The organism is Pseudaquabacterium rugosum (assembly GCF_038066575.1).
Taxonomy (GTDB): Bacteria; Pseudomonadota; Gammaproteobacteria; order Burkholderiales; family Burkholderiaceae_C; genus Pseudaquabacterium; species Pseudaquabacterium rugosum.
This window is the reverse complement of sequence record NZ_JBBUTF010000042.1, coordinates 1-17,292: the sequence shown is the minus strand read 5'-3', so window position 1 is coordinate 17,292 and position 17,292 is coordinate 1. Positions and strand designations below refer to the sequence as shown.

Annotated in this window: 14 protein-coding genes and 1 tRNA gene; 1 reads left to right on the top strand and 14 read right to left on the bottom strand. The window is 65.1% G+C overall.

Annotated features, from left to right (window positions below; all coding sequences use genetic code 11):
• From AACH11_RS24560 to rpsL, 4 genes are all read right to left on the bottom strand, one after another.
• Positions 1-137: GTP-binding protein (locus AACH11_RS24560; protein WP_341376926.1), on the bottom strand; the 137-nt coding region annotated here is incomplete at its 3' end.
• A gap of 122 nt (positions 138-259) precedes the next feature.
• On the bottom strand, positions 260-2,362 hold the full coding sequence (gene fusA, locus AACH11_RS24555) for an elongation factor G (RefSeq protein ID WP_341376925.1): 2,103 nt from the start codon (positions 2,360-2,362) through the stop codon (positions 260-262).
• Between the two features lie 86 nt (positions 2,363-2,448).
• Positions 2,449-2,919: a 30S ribosomal protein S7 gene (rpsG, locus tag AACH11_RS24550; protein ID WP_341376924.1), complete on the bottom strand. Its 471-nt coding sequence runs from the start codon at positions 2,917-2,919 to the stop codon at positions 2,449-2,451.
• A 208-nt stretch (positions 2,920-3,127) separates the two neighbouring features.
• Positions 3,128-3,505, bottom strand: coding sequence for a 30S ribosomal protein S12 (gene rpsL / locus AACH11_RS24545; protein ID WP_341376923.1), 378 nt, complete (start codon positions 3,503-3,505; stop codon positions 3,128-3,130).
• Between the two features lie 273 nt (positions 3,506-3,778).
• Between rpsL and AACH11_RS24540 the strand changes: the two genes are divergently transcribed.
• Positions 3,779-4,258, top strand: a complete 480-nt coding sequence (locus tag AACH11_RS24540) for a PIN domain-containing protein (RefSeq protein ID WP_341376922.1) — start codon at positions 3,779-3,781, stop codon at positions 4,256-4,258.
• Between the two features lie 91 nt (positions 4,259-4,349).
• On the opposite strand, the gene rpoC is transcribed toward AACH11_RS24540, so the two are convergent.
• From rpoC to AACH11_RS24490, 10 genes are all read right to left on the bottom strand, one after another.
• Positions 4,350-8,597, bottom strand: coding sequence for a DNA-directed RNA polymerase subunit beta' (gene rpoC, locus AACH11_RS24535; RefSeq protein WP_341376921.1), 4,248 nt, complete (start codon positions 8,595-8,597; stop codon positions 4,350-4,352).
• A 29-nt stretch (positions 8,598-8,626) separates the two neighbouring features.
• A complete protein-coding gene (gene rpoB, locus AACH11_RS24530; RefSeq protein WP_341376920.1) occupies positions 8,627-12,748 on the bottom strand; it encodes a DNA-directed RNA polymerase subunit beta in 4,122 nt (1,373 codons plus the stop codon).
• Between the two features lie 456 nt (positions 12,749-13,204).
• Entirely contained in the window at positions 13,205-13,585 is a 381-nt protein-coding gene (gene rplL / locus AACH11_RS24525; RefSeq protein ID WP_341376919.1) for a 50S ribosomal protein L7/L12, read from the bottom strand.
• A 51-nt stretch (positions 13,586-13,636) separates the two neighbouring features.
• The gene (gene rplJ, locus AACH11_RS24520; RefSeq protein WP_341376918.1) at positions 13,637-14,164 is read right to left on the bottom strand and encodes a 50S ribosomal protein L10; all 528 of its coding nucleotides are present in this window, start codon (positions 14,162-14,164) and stop codon (positions 13,637-13,639) included.
• 402 nt (positions 14,165-14,566) lie between these two features.
• Positions 14,567-15,262 (bottom strand): 50S ribosomal protein L1, encoded by a 696-nt coding sequence (rplA, locus tag AACH11_RS24515; protein ID WP_341376917.1) that lies wholly within the window; start codon positions 15,260-15,262, stop codon positions 14,567-14,569.
• Between the two features lies 1 nt (position 15,263).
• Complete coding sequence (gene rplK, locus AACH11_RS24510; protein WP_341376916.1) at positions 15,264-15,695, bottom strand: 50S ribosomal protein L11; 432 nt, start codon at positions 15,693-15,695, stop codon at positions 15,264-15,266.
• A gap of 181 nt (positions 15,696-15,876) precedes the next feature.
• The gene (gene nusG, locus AACH11_RS24505; RefSeq protein ID WP_341376915.1) at positions 15,877-16,461 is read right to left on the bottom strand and encodes a transcription termination/antitermination protein NusG; all 585 of its coding nucleotides are present in this window, start codon (positions 16,459-16,461) and stop codon (positions 15,877-15,879) included.
• A gap of 17 nt (positions 16,462-16,478) precedes the next feature.
• Entirely contained in the window at positions 16,479-16,865 is a 387-nt protein-coding gene (gene secE / locus AACH11_RS24500; protein WP_341376914.1) for a preprotein translocase subunit SecE, read from the bottom strand.
• Positions 16,866-17,082: 217 nt separating this feature from the next.
• Positions 17,083-17,158, bottom strand: a tRNA-Trp gene (locus AACH11_RS24495).
• Between the two features lie 15 nt (positions 17,159-17,173).
• The coding region (locus tag AACH11_RS24490) for an EF-Tu C-terminal domain-related protein (protein WP_080380372.1) at positions 17,174-17,292 on the bottom strand (119 nt) is incomplete at its 5' end.

Genomic DNA, 17,292 nt, shown 5'->3' with positions numbered 1-17,292 from the left:
GCCTTGGCCTCACCGCCGAACTTCTTGGCCAGGATCGTGGTGATCGCTGCCGTCAGCGTGGTCTTGCCGTGGTCGACGTGACCGATCGTGCCGACGTTGACGTGCGGCTTGGTCCGCTCAAACTTGCCTTTTGCCATTTCGATTCCTCTTGGGGAAAGAACAGTCGCCCGTGCGGGTTTAAGGTCTCCGATGAAGCCTGGCCACGGGCAACCAGACCACCTGCCTCACAGCGAGGCAGGCACCGAAGACCGGCAGAGATTTACTTGGCGCGCGCCGTGATGATGGCGTCGGCGACGTTCTTCGGAGCTTCAGCGTAGTGCTTGAACTCCATCGTGTACGTCGCGCGGCCCTGGGTGGCCGAGCGCAGGCTGGTCGAGTAGCCGAACATTTCCGACAGCGGGACCTCGGCCTTGATGATCTTGCCGCCACCGACCATGTCGTCCATGCCCTGGACCATGCCACGACGGCTGGACAGATCGCCCATCACCGTACCGGCGTAGTCTTCCGGCGTCTCGACTTCCACGGCCATCATCGGCTCGAGGATGACCGGCGAGGCGCGACGCATGGCTTCCTTGAAGCCCATCGAGGCGGCCATCTTGAACGCGTTTTCGTTCGAGTCCACGTCGTGGTACGAACCGAAGGTCAGCGTGGCCTTGACGTCCACCACCGGGAAGCCGGCCAGCACGCCGTTCGGCAGGGTGTCGATGATGCCCTTCTCGACCGCCGGGATGTACTCGCGCGGCACCACGCCGCCCTTGATGGCGTCGACGAACTCGAAGCCCTTGCCCGGCTCCTGCGGCTCGAGCGTCAGCACGACGTGGCCGTACTGGCCCTTGCCGCCCGACTGGCGCACGAACTTGCCTTCGACATCGGTCGCGGTCTTGCGGATGGTCTCGCGGTAGGCCACCTGCGGCTTGCCGACGTTGGCCTCGACGCTGAACTCGCGCTTCATGCGGTCGACGATGATTTCCAGATGGAGCTCGCCCATGCCGGAAATGATGGTCTGACCCGACTCTTCATCGGTGCGCACGCGGAACGACGGATCTTCCGAGGCCAGGCGGGACAGGGCGATGCCCATCTTCTCCTGGTCGGCCTTGGTCTTCGGCTCGACGGCCTGGGAGATCACCGGCTCCGGGAAGACCATCTTCTCCAGCGTGACGACGTGATCCGGATCGCACAGGGTCTCGCCCGTGGTCACTTCCTTCAGGCCCACGCAGGCAGCGATGTCGCCGGCCAGAATTTCCTTGATTTCCTCACGCTGGTTGGCGTGCATCTGCAGGATCCGGCCGATGCGCTCCTTCTTGCCCTTGATCGGGTTGTAGACGGTCGAGCCCGAGTTCAGGACGCCCGAGTACACGCGCACGAAGGTCAGCTGGCCGACGAACGGGTCGGTCATCAGCTTGAAGGCCAGGGCCGAGAACTTCTCGGAGTCATCGGCCTTGCGGCTGACCGGCTGATCATCCTCGTCCGTGCCGGTGACCGGGGGAATGTCCACCGGCGACGGCAGGAAGTCGATCACCGCGTCGAGCATGCGCTGCACGCCCTTGTTCTTGAACGCGGTACCGCACAGCATCGGCTGGATCTCGGTGGCGATGGTGCGCTGACGCAGGGCGAGACGGATCTCGTCCTCGCTCAGATCACCCTCTTCCAGGTACTTGTTCATCAGGTCTTCGGTCGCCTCGGCGGCGGCCTCGACCATCTTCTCGCGCCACTCCTGGGCGGTGGCCTGCAGGTCGGCAGGAATGTCCTCGTAGGAGAACTTCATGCCCTGGGACGCCTCGTCCCAGAAGATGGCCTTCATCTTCAGCAGGTCGACCACGCCCTTGAAGCTGTCCTCGGCCCCGATGGGGATGACGACCGGCACGGGGTTGGCCTTCAGGCGCGTCTTCATCTGGTCGACGACCTTGAAGAAGTTCGCACCGGTGCGGTCCATCTTGTTGACGAAGGCCAGACGGGGCACCTTGTACTTGGTGGCCTGGCGCCAGACGGTTTCCGACTGGGGCTGCACACCGCCGACGGCGCAATACACCATGCAGGCGCCGTCCAGGACGCGCATCGAACGCTCCACCTCGATGGTGAAGTCGACGTGCCCCGGGGTGTCGATGATGTTGAAGCGGTGCTCCGGATAGGACATGTCCATGCCCTTCCAGAAACAGGTCGTCGCGGCGGACGTGATCGTGATGCCGCGCTCCTGCTCCTGCTCCATCCAGTCCATCGTGGCCGCACCATCGTGCACTTCACCGATCTTGTGGTTCACACCGGTGTAGTACAGGATGCGCTCGGTGGTGGTGGTCTTGCCGGCATCGATGTGCGCGGAGATACCGATATTGCGGTAGCGCTCGATGGGGGTCTTGCGGGCCATGATGGACTCTCCAAATACAGGAGCCGCCCGCGGGGTCAGGGTTGACCCGCAACAGGCGGCCTTAGGGCGTGGACGTTAGCGCTTGATCAGAAGCGGAAGTGCGAGAAGGCCTTGTTGGCCTCAGCCATGCGGTGCACTTCGTCGCGCTTCTTCATCGCGCCACCGCGGCCTTCGCTGGCCTCGAGCAGTTCGTTGGCCAGGCGGGCGGCCATCGACTTCTCGCCGCGCTTGCGGGCCGATTCCTTCAGCCAGCGCATCGCGAGCGCCATGCGGCGGACGGGACGAACTTCCACGGGAACCTGGTAGTTCGCGCCGCCGACACGGCGGGACTTGACTTCGACCATCGGCTTCACGTTGTTCAGCGCGGTCATGAAGATCTCGAGGGCGTCCTTGCCGGCCTTCTTCTCGACCTGGTCGAGGGCACCGTAGATGATGCGCTCGGCCACGGCCTTCTTGCCGGACTCCATGATGACGTTCATGAACTTGGACAGATCAACCGAGCCGAACTTCGGATCGGGCAGGATCTCGCGCTTGGGGACTTCGCGACGACGTGGCATGTGTGCTTCCTTTGCAACTTCAGCTGGTCCTGGACGGCGGCCCTTCAATGGGCGACACGCGGACTGCGGACCTGAAGAATCGAGCCAGTGACTCTTCGCTTACTCGGCCGACCGTGCCTGAGGCACAGGGACCGCAAGACATCTACGCGCCAGTGTGAACACCGGCCGTGACACGGGTTTGATGCGCCAGTGACGACGCGTCGGGCGATCAGGCCTTCTTCGGACGCTTCGCGCCGTACTTCGAGCGCGACTGCTTGCGATCCTTGACGCCCTGCAGGTCCAGCGAACCACGGACGATGTGGTAACGCACACCCGGCAGATCCTTGACACGACCGCCGCGCACCAGCACGACGCTGTGCTCTTGCAGGTTGTGACCTTCACCGCCGATGTAGGAGATGACCTCGAAGCCGTTGGTCAGACGCACCTTGGCGACCTTCCGCAGCGCCGAGTTCGGCTTCTTCGGGGTCGTGGTGTAGACGCGGGTGCAGACGCCGCGGCGTTGCGGGCAATTCTGCATTGCCGGCGACTTGCTCTTGGTGACCTCGACCTCACGGCCGTGGCGCACCAGCTGATTGATGGTGGGCATAGGTAACTTGTTCCCGTTTGAAGTCACGTATTTCTCGGCATCCTCGCGCGCCGGAAGCGCGCACGGCGCCGAGCCCCGCGGTGCCGGATGACATGCGGGATTCGACGCCGGATCTGGCAGCACCCGATGACCGCGGACAGCGGGCATCCGATGCCGCCGCCCCGTCGCCGGGCCTGTGCCGGGCCAGAGCCCGCGCAGCCCTTCCATCGCCTTTGCCTGATGGACTGACGCGCGGCCACTGACCGCCGAAAAGCCGCACATTATAGTGGCGTCATGAATGACCTGCCAAGCCCGGCCTCGCCGCCCACACCACTCTGGATCCTCGACAGCAACGTGGTGCTGGACTGGTGGTTGTTCGCGTCGCCGATCGGCCTGGCACTGGGTTCGGCCATCCAGGGCGGACGCGCGCGATGGCTGCGAACGGCCGCGATGCGCGATGAACTCTCGCACGTGCTGGCACACCGGGACTTCGGTCGCTGGACGACGGCGGCGAGAGCGCTGCAGCCACCGCCGACCGAGCTTGACCAGTACGCCCAGGAGATCCCGCCGCCGCCGACGGGGGGCGCACACGAGATCGCCCGCTGGCGCTGCCGCGATCCGGATGACCAGAAGTTCATCGATCTGGCACGCAGCCAGCCTGGATGCTGGCTGCTGAGCCGCGATCGGGCGGTGCTCAAGCTCGCCAGCAAGGCTCGTGCGGCCGGCTTCCACATCGTCGTGCCCGAGCAGGTGCCGCTGAACACCGCCGGCTGAGACCCGGAAAGCACACGGGGCGCCCGAAGGCGCCCCGTGTCGAAGGGAGTGTGTCAAGGCCCCGCGGCCGTGGCCGCAGAACCCTGAGGGATCACTCGCCGGCGGGCTGGCTCGGTGCGGCCGGCGCCTCGCTCTCGCTGGCCGCGTCAATGGCGGCCAGTTCGACGGCGGCCAATTCCTCGGCCTCCTGCATGGCGATCGCCCGACGCTCGCTGTCGTCCATCTCTTCCTTGACCTTGCGGGCCTGGTGGTAGGCCATGCCGGTACCGGCCGGGATCAGACGACCGACGATCACGTTCTCCTTCAGGCCGCGCAGCTCGTCACGCTTGCCCATGATCGCCGCTTCGGTCAGCACGCGGGTCGTCTCCTGGAAGGAGGCCGCGGAGATGAACGAGTCGGTCGACAGCGAGGCCTTCGTGATACCCAGCAGCACGTCGGAGTAGGTGGCCGGCACCTTGTCCGCACCACGCAGGGCGTCGTTGGTGTCGAACAGTTCCGAGCGCTCGACCTGCTCGCCGACGATGTAGGACGAATCGCCCGGGTTGACGATCTGCACGCGGCGCAGCATCTGGCGAACGATCACCTCGATGTGCTTGTCGTTGATCTTCACGCCCTGCAGACGGTAGACGTCCTGCACCTCGTCGACGATGTAGCGCGCCAGCTCCTCGACACCCAGCAGACGCAGGATGTCCTGCGGATCGGCCGCGCCGTCGACGATCAGCTCGCCCTTGTTGACCACCTGGCCTTCGTGCACCAGGATGTTCTTCTCCTTGGGCACCAGCTCTTCGTGCACGCCGCCCTCCGGATCGGTGATCTGCAGGCGGATCTTGCCCTTGGTCTCCTTGCCGAACGACACCGTGCCGGTCTGCTCGGCCAGGATGCCGACGTCCTTCGGCGAACGGGCTTCGAACAGCTCGGCCACGCGGGGCAGACCACCCGTGATGTCACGGGTCTTCTGGCCTTCGACCGGGATGCGCGCCAGCACTTCACCGGGGGCGAGGTCCTGACCGTCGCGGATCTGCACCAGCGAGCCCACCTGGAAGCCGATGGTCACCGAGTGGTCGGTACCCGGGATCTTGACCTCGTGGCCCTGGGCGTCCAGCAGCTTGACCTGCGGGCGGACGACCTTGGTCGCACCCCGACGCTTCGGATCGATCACGACCAGCGTGGACAGGCCCGTCACCTCGTCGACCTGCTTGGCCACGGTGACGCCTTCCTCGACGTTCTCGAACTTCGCCTGACCGGCGAATTCCGTGATGATCGGGCGGGTCAGCGGGTCCCAGTTGGCCAGGATCGTGCCGGCCTTGATGGTCTGGTCGACCTTGATGTTCAGCGTCGCGCCGTACGGCACCTTGTGACGCTCGCGCTCACGGCCGTGCGGATCCAGGATGACGATCTCGCCCGAACGGGAGATCACCACCAGCTCGCCCTTGCCGTTGGTCACGTAGCGCATCGTGCTGTTGAAGCCGATGATGCCGTCGGACTTGGCCTCGACCGAGTTGGCGATCGCCGCACGCGAGGCCGCACCACCGATGTGGAACGTCCGCATCGTCAGCTGCGTGCCCGGCTCGCCGATCGACTGTGCGGCGATCACGCCCACGGCCTCACCGGTGTTGACCAGGCCGCCACGGCCCAGATCGCGGCCATAGCACTTCGCGCACAGGCCGAAGCGGGTCTCGCAGGTCAGCGGCGTGCGGACCTTGACCTCGTCGACACCCGCGGCCTCCAGGATGTCCAGCGCATCCTCGTCCAGCATGGTGCCGGCCGGCATCAGCAGGGACTGGGTCTCGGGGTGCAGCACCTCGACGGCCGCCACACGACCCAGGATGCGGTCACGCAGCGACTCGATCACCTCACCGCCCTCGACCAGCGCGCGGGTCGCGAAGCCGTGTTCGGTGCCGCAATCGTCCTCGGTGACGACCAGATCCTGGGTCACGTCGACCAGACGGCGGGTCAGGTAGCCGGAGTTCGCGGTCTTCAGCGCCGTGTCCGCCAGGCCCTTGCGGGCGCCGTGGGTGGAGATGAAGTACTGCAGCACGTTCAGACCTTCACGGAAGTTCGCCGTGATGGGGGTCTCGATGATGCTGCCGTCCGGCTTGGCCATCAGGCCGCGCATGCCGGCCAGCTGGCGGATCTGCGCGGCGGAGCCCCGGGCGCCCGAGTCGGCCATCATGTAGATGGAGTTGAACGACTCCTGGTCCACTTCCTTGCCGTGGCGGTCGATGACCTTCTGCTTGGACAGCTGGGTCATCATGACCTTGCCGACCTCGTCACCGGTCTTGCCCCAGATGTCGACGACCTTGTTGTAGCGCTCGCCCGCGGTCACCAGACCGGAGACGTACTGCTGCTCGATCTCCTTGACCTCGGCTTCGGCCTTGGCGATCAGGTCGTGCTTCTTCGGCGGCACCAGCATGTCGTCGATGGCGATCGAGATGCCGGCGCGGGTGGCCAGACGGAAGCCGCTCTGCAGCAGCTTGTCCGCCAGGACGACGGTTTCCTTCAGGCCGCACTTGCGGAAGGAGGTGTTGATCAGCTTGCTGATCTCCTTCTTCTTCAGCGCCTTGTTGATGTTGGCGAAGGGCAGACCCTTGGGCAGGATCTCCGACAGCAGGGCGCGACCGACGGTGGTGTCCACCAGCTTGGTCTCGGGCGTGAACTCGCCGCTGTCCTTGTCCTTGTGCCACTCGGTCAGCATGACCGACACCTTGGCGGTGATCTCGACGGCGCCGTTGTCGAGCGCGCGCTGCAGCTCGGGCAGACCGGTGAAGATCATGCCTTCGCCGCGGCCGTTGATGCGCTCGCGGGTCGCGTAGTACAGACCCAGCACCACGTCCTGCGACGGCACGATCGACGGCTCGCCCGAGGCCGGGAACAGCACGTTGTTCGACGCCAGCATCAGGGCGCGCGCTTCCATCTGCGCCTCGATGGACAGCGGCACGTGGACGGCCATCTGGTCACCGTCGAAGTCGGCGTTGAAGGCCGAGCAGACGAGCGGGTGCAGCTGGATCGCCTTGCCTTCGATCAGCACGGGCTCGAAGGCCTGGATGCCCAGGCGGTGCAGCGTCGGCGCACGGTTCAGCAGAACCGGGTGCTCCTTGATGACCTCTTCCAGGATGTCCCAGACCACCGGCGTGCCGGTCTCGACTTCCTTCTTGGCCGCCTTGATCGTGGTGGCGATGCCCATCGCCTCCAGGCGCGAGAAGATGAAGGGCTTGAACAGCTCCAGCGCCATCAGCTTGGGCAGGCCGCACTGGTGCAGCTTGAGCGTCGGGCCCACGGTGATGACCGAGCGGCCCGAGTAGTCGACGCGCTTGCCCAGCAGGTTCTGCCGGAAGCGGCCGCCCTTGCCCTTGATCATGTCGGCCAGGGACTTCAGCGCGCGCTTGTTCGCGCCGGTCATGGCCTTGCCGCGGCGGCCGTTGTCCAGCAGCGAGTCGACGGCTTCCTGCAGCATGCGCTTCTCGTTGCGCACGATGATCTCAGGGGCCTTCAGCTCCAGCAGACGGGCCAGGCGGTTGTTGCGGTTGATGACGCGGCGGTACAGGTCGTTCAGGTCCGACGTGGCGAAGCGGCCACCGTCCAGCGGCACCAGCGGGCGCAGGTCGGGCGGCAGCACCGGCAGGACGGTCATGACCATCCACTCCGGCTTCATGCCGCTCTTCTTGAAGGCCTCCATGACCTTCAGGCGCTTGCTGTTCTTCTTGACCTTCAGCTCGCTGCCGGTCATGTCGTTGCGCAGGCGGTCGATCTCGACGTCCAGGTCCATGTCGGCGAGCAGCTTCTGCACGCCTTCGGCACCCATGAGCGCCACGAACTCGTCGCCGAATTCGGTGCGCTTCGCGTCGTAGTCTTCCTCGGTCATGATGCTGAACTTCTTCAGCGGGGTCATGCCGGGGTCGACGACCACGTAGGCTTCGAAGTACAGCACGCGCTCGATGTCGCGCAGCGTCATGTCGAGCACCAGGCCCAGACGCGACGGCAGCGACTTCAGGAACCAGATGTGGGCGCAGGGCGCCGCCAGGTCGATGTGACCCATGCGGTCACGGCGCACCTTGGTCTGCGTGACTTCAACGCCGCACTTCTCGCAGATCACGCCGCGGTGCTTGAGGCGCTTGTACTTGCCGCACAGGCACTCGTAGTCCTTGATCGGGCCGAAGATCTTGGCGCAGAACAGGCCGTCACGCTCCGGCTTGAAGGTCCGGTAGTTGATCGTTTCCGGCTTCTTGACTTCACCGAACGACCACGACCGGATCTTCTCGGGCGAGGCGATGCCGATCTTGATGGCATCGAAGTGCTCGTCCGGCGTGAATTGCTTGAACAGGTCCAGCAAACCCTTCATGTGATTTCTCCTGTGTTCCTGTCAGCCGATCAGTTGCGCTCGAGCTCGATGTCGATGCCCAGCGAACGGATTTCCTTCACCAGCACGTTGAAGGATTCCGGCATGCCGGCGTCGATCGCGTGCTCGCCCTTGACGATGTTCTCGTAGACCTTGGTCCGGCCGTTCACGTCGTCGGACTTCACCGTCAGCATTTCCTGCAGCACGTAGGCCGCGCCGTACGCTTCCAGCGCCCACACTTCCATTTCACCGAAGCGCTGACCACCGAACTGCGCCTTGCCGCCCAGCGGCTGCTGGGTGACGAGCGAGTACGGGCCGGTCGAGCGGGCGTGCATCTTGTCGTCGACCAGGTGATGCAGCTTCAGGTAGTGCATGTAGCCGATGGTCGTCGGACGCTCGAACGGCTCGCCGGTGCGGCCGTCGGACAGCCAGGCCTGCGTACGCGGCTCGGTCAGGCCCTTCTTGGCCGCGACGTCCTCCGGGTAGGCCAGCTTCAGCATGGCGCGGATTTCCTCTTCCTTCGCACCGTCGAAGACCGGCGAGGCGAACGGCACGCCCTTGGTCAGCTCCTGCGACATCTCGAGGATTTCCTGGTCGGACAGCTCGCTCAGGTTCTCCGGCTTGCCACCCGACTGGTTGTACAGCTGGTCGAGGAAGCTGCGCAGCTCGGCCACCGAGGCCTCCTGCTGCAGCATGTCACCGATGCGCTGGCCGATGCCCTTGCCGGCCCAGCCCAGATGGACTTCCAGCACCTGGCCGATGTTCATCCGCGAGGGCACGCCCAGCGGATTCAGCACGATGTCGACCGGCGTGCCGTCGGCCATGTAGGGCATGTCCTCGATCGGGGTGATCTTGGAGACGACGCCCTTGTTGCCGTGACGGCCGGCCATCTTGTCACCCGGCTGCAGGCGACGCTTGACGGCCAGGTACACCTTGACCATCTTCAGCACGCCGGCCGGCAGCTCGTCGCCCTGCGTGAGCTTCTTGCGCTTCTCTTCGAAGGCCAGATCGAAGCTGTGGCGGGTCTGCTCCAGGCTGTTCTTGATCGATTCCAGCTGGTTGGCGACCTCGTCCTCCGACGGACGGATGTCGAACCAGTGGTACTTCTCGACCGACGACAGATAGGCCTTGTCGATGACCGTGCCCTTGGCGATGCGCTGCGGGCCGCCGTTGACGGTCTTGCCGATCAGCAGCTTCTCGATCCGGTCGAACGCGTCCAGCTCGACGATGCGCAGCTGGTCGTTCAGGTCCAGGCGGAAGCGCTTGAGCTCGTCGTCGATGATCTGCTGGGCGCGCTTGTCGCGCTGGATGCCTTCACGGGTGAAGACCTGCACGTCGATGACGGTGCCGGACGTGCCCTGGTCGACGCGCAGCGAGGTGTCCTTCACGTCGGACGCCTTCTCGCCGAAGATCGCGCGCAGCAGCTTCTCTTCCGGGGTCAGCGTGGTCTCGCCCTTCGGCGTGACCTTGCCCACCAGCACGTCGCCGGGGCTGACCTCGGCGCCGATGTAGACGATGCCCGACTCGTCCAGGCGGGCCAGTTGCTGCTCGCTCAGGTTCGGGATGTCGCGGGTGATTTCTTCCGAGCCCAGCTTGGTGTCGCGGGCCATCACCACCAGCTCCTCGATGTGGATCGAGGTGTAGCGGTCGTCGGCGACCACGCGCTCCGAGATCAGGATCGAATCCTCGAAGTTGTAGCCGTTCCAGGGCATGAAGGCGATCAGCATGTTCTGGCCGATCGCGATCTCGCCCAGGTCGGTCGACGCACCGTCGGCCACCACGTCGCCAGCCGCCACATGGTCACCGCGGCGCACGATGGCACGCTGGTGGATGTTGGTGTTCTGGTTGGAACGCTGGTACTTGATCAGGTTGTAGATGTCGACGCCGACTTCACCGGCCACCGTCTCCGCGTCATTGACGCGGATCACGACCCGGTTGGTGTCGACGTAGTCCACGATGCCGCCACGGCGGGCCGTCACGACGGTGCCGGAGTCGACCGCGGCCACGCGCTCGATGCCGGTGCCGACCATCGGCTTTTCCGGACGCAGCACGGGCACGGCCTGGCGCGACATGTTGGCGCCCATCAGCGCGCGGTTCGCGTCATCGTGTTCCAGGAACGGCACCAGCGACGCCGCCACCGACACGATCTGCGTCGGCGCCACGTCCATGTACTGGATGCGCTCGGGCGAGGTCAGCACCGATTCGCCGTTCTCGCGGGCGGACACCAGCTCGTCGGTCAGGGTGCCGTCTTCGCTGAGCGAGGCATTCGCCTGGGCGATGACGTACTTGCCTTCCTCGATGGCCGACAGGTAGTCGATCTGGTCCGTGACCTTGCTGCCGTCCACGCGACGGTACGGCGTCTCCAGGAAGCCGTATTCGTTCAGGCGCGCATACAGGGCCAGCGAGTTGATCAGACCGATGTTCGGGCCTTCCGGCGTCTCGATCGGGCACACGCGGCCGTAGTGGGTCGGGTGCACGTCGCGGACTTCGAAGCCGGCGCGTTCGCGGGTCAGACCGCCCGGGCCCAGGGCCGAGACACGACGCTTGTGCGTGATCTCGGACAGCGGGTTGGTCTGGTCCATGAACTGCGACAGCTGCGACGCACCGAAGAACTCCTTGAGCGCCGCGGAAATCGGCTTGGAGTTGATCAGGTCGTGCGGCATCAGCGCGTCGGTCTCGGCCTGGCCCAGACGTTCCTTGACGGCCTTCTCGATGCGGGCCAGACCCGAGCGGTACTGGTTCTCGGCCAGTTCACCGACGCAACGCACACGACGGTTGCCCAGGTGGTCGATGTCGTCGACTTCGCCGCGGCCGTTGCGCAGATCGACCAGGATCTTGACGACGTCGAGGATGTCCTCGTTGCTCAGCGTCATCGGGCCGTCCGGGGTCTCCCGGCTGACACGTGCGTTGAACTTCATGCGGCCCACGCGCGACAGGTCGTACGTGTCGGCGTTGTAGAACAGGCGACCGAACAGGGCCTGCACGGCGTCTTCCGTCGGCGGCTCGCCGGGACGCATCATGCGGTAGATGGCCACGCGGGCGGCCAGCTCGTCGGCGGTCTCGTCGTTGGCCAGGGTCTGGCTGATGTAGGCGCCCTGGTCCAGCTCGTTCGTGTAGAGGGCCTGCAGCTCCTTGATGCCGGCCGCACGCAGCTTCTTCAGCAGCGCTTCGGTCAGCTCGTCGTTGGCCTTGGCGATGATCTCACCGGTGTCCGGGTCAACCATGTTGCGGGCGACGGTGCGGCCGACCAGGAAGTCCTCGGGCACCGACAGGAACTGGGTGCCACCCTGTTCGAGCTGACGGACGTGGCGCGCGGTGATGCGCTTGTCCTTCTCGACCAGGACCTTGCCTTCCTTGTCCGTGATGTCGAAGCGGGCGATCTCGCCCTTCAGACGCTCCGGCACGAACTCCAGCTGCGCGCCGCTGTCCATCAGACGGAACTGGTCGAAGGCGAAGAAGTGCGCCAGGATCTGCTCGGGATTCAGGCCGATGGCCTTGAGCAGGATCGTGACCGGCATCTTCCGGCGACGGTCGACGCGGAAGTACAGGATGTCCTTCGGGTCGAACTCGAAGTCCAGCCAGGAGCCACGGTAGGGAATGATCCGGGCCGAGAACAGCAGCTTGCCCGAGCTGTGGGTCTTGCCCTTGTCGTGCTCGAAGAACACCCCGGGCGAGCGGTGCAGCTGCGAGACGATGACGCGTTCGGTGCCGTTGACGATGAACGAGCCGTAGTCGGTCATCAGGGGCACCTCGCCCATGTAGACCTCCTGCTCCTTGATCTCCTTGACGACCTTGGCTGGCGACGCCTCCCGGTCGTAGATGATCATCTGCAGCTTCGCGCGCACGGCTGCGGCGAAGGTCAGGCCCCGCTGCTGGCACTCGCGCACGTCGAACGGCGGCTTGGCGATGTTGTATTCAAGGAACTTCATCTCGACCATGCCGTTGTGCGACACGATCGGGAACGCCGACAGGAACGCGGCCTGCAGCCCTTCCGGCTTGCGCTTGGTGGGCGCGGCATCCTTCTGCAGGAAGGCCACATAGGCCTCGCTCTGCATGGTGAGCAGATAAGGAACGTTCAGCACGCTTGCGCGCTTGCCGAAGCTCTTGCGGATGCGCTTGCGCTCGGTGTAGCTGTAGGGATTTGCTTGCGCCATGGATACTCCGTGTCGATGATGCGCTCCTGGGCCCGGGCGTCATCTCGTCGGCGACTGGCACCGGGAACCGGGTTCCGCCTCGCCTGGCGCGGAACGTCCCGAAGCTTGGTGGCTGGCCACTACCAGCCGCTGGCGGACAACCAGGGCCTTGCACCCCAGTCCGACCAAACTGGTCCTTTGCAGTCGGTTCAAAGGACACTTGGAAGAACCCTACAGGATACAGGAAATCCCGGAAAGTTCTTCGAAGGGCCCTTGCATTCCAAGGACTTTACCGCTAGCACGATCCACCATCCTGCCCCAGGGGTCAGACAGGCGATCGCGCACGGACCATCCTGAAACGCGAAAGGCCGGTCCAGGGACCAGCCTTTCGGTTTGGACGCACCTGCCACCCGGAGGGTGGCTGGGCGCCAGACCGCCACCGCACCGGCACGAGGCCGGGCGGGACGGTCAGCACGATCACTTCAGCTCGGCCTTGGCGCCGGCTTCGACCAGCTTCTTGACAGCGGCTTCGGCGTCGGCCTTGGAGATGCCTTCCTTGACGTTCTTCGGAGCGCCGTCGACCAGGTCCTTGGCTTCCTTCAGGCCCAGGCCCGTCAGTTCGCGCACGGCCTTGATGACCGAAACCTTCTGGGCGCCAGCGTCGGTCAGGACGACGTTGAACTCGGTCTTCTCTTCAGCGGCGGCAGCAGCGCCACCAGCAGCGCCACCAGCGGCCGGAGCAGCCATGGCGGCAGCCGACACGCCGAACTTCTCTTCGATCGCCTTGACCAGGTCGTTCAGCTCCATGACGGACATGCTGTCGAGAGCGGTCAGGAATGCGTCTTTGTCGAAAGCCATTTGGATTACCTCGAAATTGGGAAAGATTGCAGGACGGGGGCGTCTGGCCGATCAGGCCGCGGGCGCTTCGGCGGCGGGCGCCTCGGCAGCACCTTCGCCACGCTTCTCGGCCAGGGCCGCCAGCACGCCAGCCATGCGCTGGACCGGCGACATCAGCAGGCCGGCGATCTGGGCCAGCAGCACTTCGCGGCTCGGCACCGCGGCCAGGGCCTTGACGCCATTGGCGTCCAGGGCCTTGCCCGCGTAGGCACCACCACGGATGACCAGCTTGTCGTTGCTCTTGGCAAAGTCAGCGATGACTTTGGCCGCGGCAACGGCGTCCTCGGAAAAGCCGTAGATCAGCGGGCCGGACATGGACTCCGCGGCGACCTCGAACGGCGTGCCCGTGACGGCGCGGCGGGCCAGGGTGTTCTTCAGCACGTGAAGATAGACACCCTTGGCACGCGCGTCGACGCGCAGCTTGTTCAAGGCTTCCACGGTGAGGCCACGGTACTCGGCCAACGCCAGCGTCTGGGCTTTGGCGGCTTGCGCCGACACTTCCGAGACAACGGCAGCCTTCTCGTTGCGGTTGAGACTCAAGGTCTGCTCCTCACTTCTACGTGCCAGCGACACCACAGTTCCATCGGGAACCGCGGGTGCATGGCACACCCGGATGCAGCGACCAGACCCTGCAGGCCCTCCGTCCTTCCCACACCCGGCACCAGGGGCACCGGGGTCTTCGATACGGATGTCCTCCAGGCGGGACCGCCATCTGCGCTGGCTGGCCGCACCCCGACCCAAAGGCCGGAATCACGGCGGTTTAAGGGACCAAGAGCACCCTCGCCGGACAGGCTGTCCGGCACGGGCGACCACGAAGACCCGCCAGCGGTCTTGGATGGCCCGCCTGCCACCGAAGCGACAGGCGACCCACCAATTCGACCCCGCGCACCAGACTCGTGCACAGGGAGCGCCGGCACCCGCAGGCACCGACGGTCAGTGGCTTCAGGCCGCCAGCGACGAGACTTCGACGCGCACGCCGACACCCATGGTCGACGACACGGCGATCTTGCGCAGGTAGACACCCTTGCTCGAAGCCGGCTTCGACTTGTTCAGCGCGTCCAGCAGAGCCTGCAGGTTGCCCTTGAGCTTGTCGGCGTCGAACGAGCGACGGCCGATCGTGCCGTGGATGATGCCGGCCTTGTCGACGCGGAACTGCACCTGACCCGCCTTGGCGTTCTTGACCGCCTGGGCGACGTCGGGGGTGACGGTACCGACCTTCGGGTTCGGCATCAGGCCGCGCGGACCCAGGATCTGACCCAGGGTACCGACGACGCGCATCGTGTCGGGCGACGCGATGACGATGTCGAAGTTGATGTTGCCGGCCTTGATCTCGGCGGCCAGATCGTCCATGCCGACGATGTCGGCACCGGCGGCCTTGGCTTCTTCAGCCTTGGCGCCTTGGGCGAACACGGCGACACGCTTGGTCTTGCCGGTGCCGTTGGGCAGCACGACGGCGCCACGCACGACCTGGTCCGACTTCTTGGCGTCCACGCCGAGCTGGACCGACACGTCGATCGATTCGTCGAACTTGGCGGTCGCGCACTCCTTGACGAGGGCGACGGCGTCATCGAACGGGTACAGCTTCAGGGTGTCGACCTTGCCCTGCAGCGCCTTGGCTTTCTTGGTCAGCTTGGCCATGTCAGACACCTTCCACGATCAGGCCCATCGAACGGGCGGAACCAGCGATGGTCTTCACACCGGCGTCCAGATCGGCCGCGGTGAGGTCCTTCTGCTTGATCTTGACGATCTCTTCCAGCTGGGCGCGGGTGATCTTGCCCACCTTGTCCAGGTGCGCACGGCCGGAGCCCTTCTCGATCTTCGCGGCCTTCTTCAGCAGCACGGTCGCCGGAGGCGACTTCAGCACGAAGGTGAAGCTCTTGTCGGCATAGGCGGTGATCACCACGGGCAGCTTCAGACCGGGCTCCATGCCCTGGGTCTGGGCGTTGAACGCCTTGCAGAACTCCATGATGTTCAGGCCACGCTGACCCAGCGCGGGACCGATCGGGGGCGAAGGATTGGCCTTGCCCGCCGGCACTTGCAGCTTGATGAAGCCGACGATTTTCTTTGCCATGATGGCTCCTCGAGTTCAGACGCCGGAAACCTGACGGCCTCCGGCTCCTCGTTCGACCCTGCAGGCGACGCGGTGACCGGCCGGGGTCGCGTACGGCCGGTGCTCGATTCGTCGCACCGTGGGCACCACCACGTGGGCAGCACCCTGGAATCTCAGACCAGGTGAATCCAGCGCAGAACGCTCAGACCTTCTCGACCTGGGAGAAGTCCAGCTCGACACCGGTGGCACGACCGAAGATCGTGACCGAGACCTTGACCTTGGACTTCTCGTAGTTGACTTCCTCGACGGCGCCGTTGAAGTCGGTGAACGGACCTTCTTTGACCCGCACCTGCTCGCCCACCTGCCATTCGACCTTCGGCCGCGGCTTTTCCAGACCTTCCTGCATCTGGTTGACGATCTTCATGACCTCGGATTCCGAGATCGGCGCGGGCTTGTTCTTCGCGCCACCGACAAAGCCGGTGACCTTGCTGGTGTGCTTGACCAGGTGCCAGCTCTCGTCGTCCATCGCCATTTCGACCAGGACATAGCCCGGGAAGAAACGGCGCTCGGTCACGGACTTCTTGCCGTTCTTCAGCTCGACGACCTCTTCGGTCGGCACCAGGATGCGACCGAACTTGGCCTGCATGCCGGCACGGTCGATGCGCTCACGAATGTTGCGCTCGACGGCCTTCTCCATGCCGGAATAGGCGTGCACGACGTACCAACGCATCGGCAGGCCCGCTGGCGCTGCAGTCACGGTGTCGCTCTGGGGGGTGAGTTCGCTCATCGTCGTGTGGTCCGTCTTCAACGCTTCCAACCCAGGATCAGGTCGTACAGCACCCACTCCAGCGTCTTGTCGGTCAGGAACAGGAACAGGGCCATGACCACCACGAAGGCGAACACATAGCCCGTCATCTGCATGGCCTCCTTGCGGGTCGGCCAGACGACCTTCTTGGTCTCCTTGACCGAATCCTGGCCATAGGCGATCAGCTGCTTGCCCGGCTCGGCCGACAGGAAGACGGCCACGGCGGCAGCCACCAGCACCAGCAGCGCGATCACACGCAGCCACAGGGCCTGGGTGCCCAACACGTAGTAGGCCACCAGTCCAGCCAGCAGCAGGACGGCCGCGCCGATCAGCTTGAGGCGGTCACCACCGGTGGCAACGGTCTCGACGGAAGGTGTGGAAGCCATGGGCGGTACGCAGAGGACGCGCGTGGCGCGCGTCGCTGGAAACATGACAGTCAAGCAAGCGGCAAGGCCCGCCGGCTGTCCAGCCTGCGGGCCCGCTTGCTTGCGTCGGATCAGACTGCGCAACCTGCATCAGGCTGGCTCACCTCGAACCGGAGAGTCACTTGTCACCGCGTCGCGTCCGCGGCATCCCGTGATATCCGGATCGGTCTGGTTCAGGTGGCAGGGGCGGAGGGAATCGAACCCCCGACCTTCGGTTTTGGAAACCGGCGCTCTACCAATTGAGCTACACCCCTGCGGAAAACTTCAGCTTACTCGATGATCTTGGCGACGACGCCGGCGCCGACGGTACGGCCGCCTTCACGGATGGCGAAGCGCAGGCCTTCTTCCATGGCGATCGGGGCGATCAGCTTCACGGTGATGCTGACGT

Bases quoted from the DNA above. Each gene is read 5' to 3' on its own strand.
- rpsL (WP_341376923.1), bottom strand. From the start codon at position 3,505: ATGCCCACCATCAATCAGCTGGTGCGCCACGGCCGTGAGGTCGAGGTC.
- nusG (WP_341376915.1), bottom strand. From the start codon at position 16,461: ATGAGCGAACTCACCCCCCAGAGCGACACCGTGACTGCAGCGCCAGCG.
- secE (WP_341376914.1), bottom strand. From the start codon at position 16,865: ATGGCTTCCACACCTTCCGTCGAGACCGTTGCCACCGGTGGTGACCGC.
- rplK (WP_341376916.1), bottom strand. From the start codon at position 15,695: ATGGCAAAGAAAATCGTCGGCTTCATCAAGCTGCAAGTGCCGGCGGGC.
- rpoB (WP_341376920.1), bottom strand. From the start codon at position 12,748: ATGGCGCAAGCAAATCCCTACAGCTACACCGAGCGCAAGCGCATCCGC.
- rpsG (WP_341376924.1), bottom strand. From the start codon at position 2,919: ATGCCACGTCGTCGCGAAGTCCCCAAGCGCGAGATCCTGCCCGATCCG.
- rplA (WP_341376917.1), bottom strand. From the start codon at position 15,262: ATGGCCAAGCTGACCAAGAAAGCCAAGGCGCTGCAGGGCAAGGTCGAC.
- fusA (WP_341376925.1), bottom strand. From the start codon at position 2,362: ATGGCCCGCAAGACCCCCATCGAGCGCTACCGCAATATCGGTATCTCC.
- rplL (WP_341376919.1), bottom strand. From the start codon at position 13,585: ATGGCTTTCGACAAAGACGCATTCCTGACCGCTCTCGACAGCATGTCC.
- rpoC (WP_341376921.1), bottom strand. From the start codon at position 8,597: ATGAAGGGTTTGCTGGACCTGTTCAAGCAATTCACGCCGGACGAGCAC.
- AACH11_RS24540 (WP_341376922.1), top strand. From the start codon at position 3,779: ATGAATGACCTGCCAAGCCCGGCCTCGCCGCCCACACCACTCTGGATC.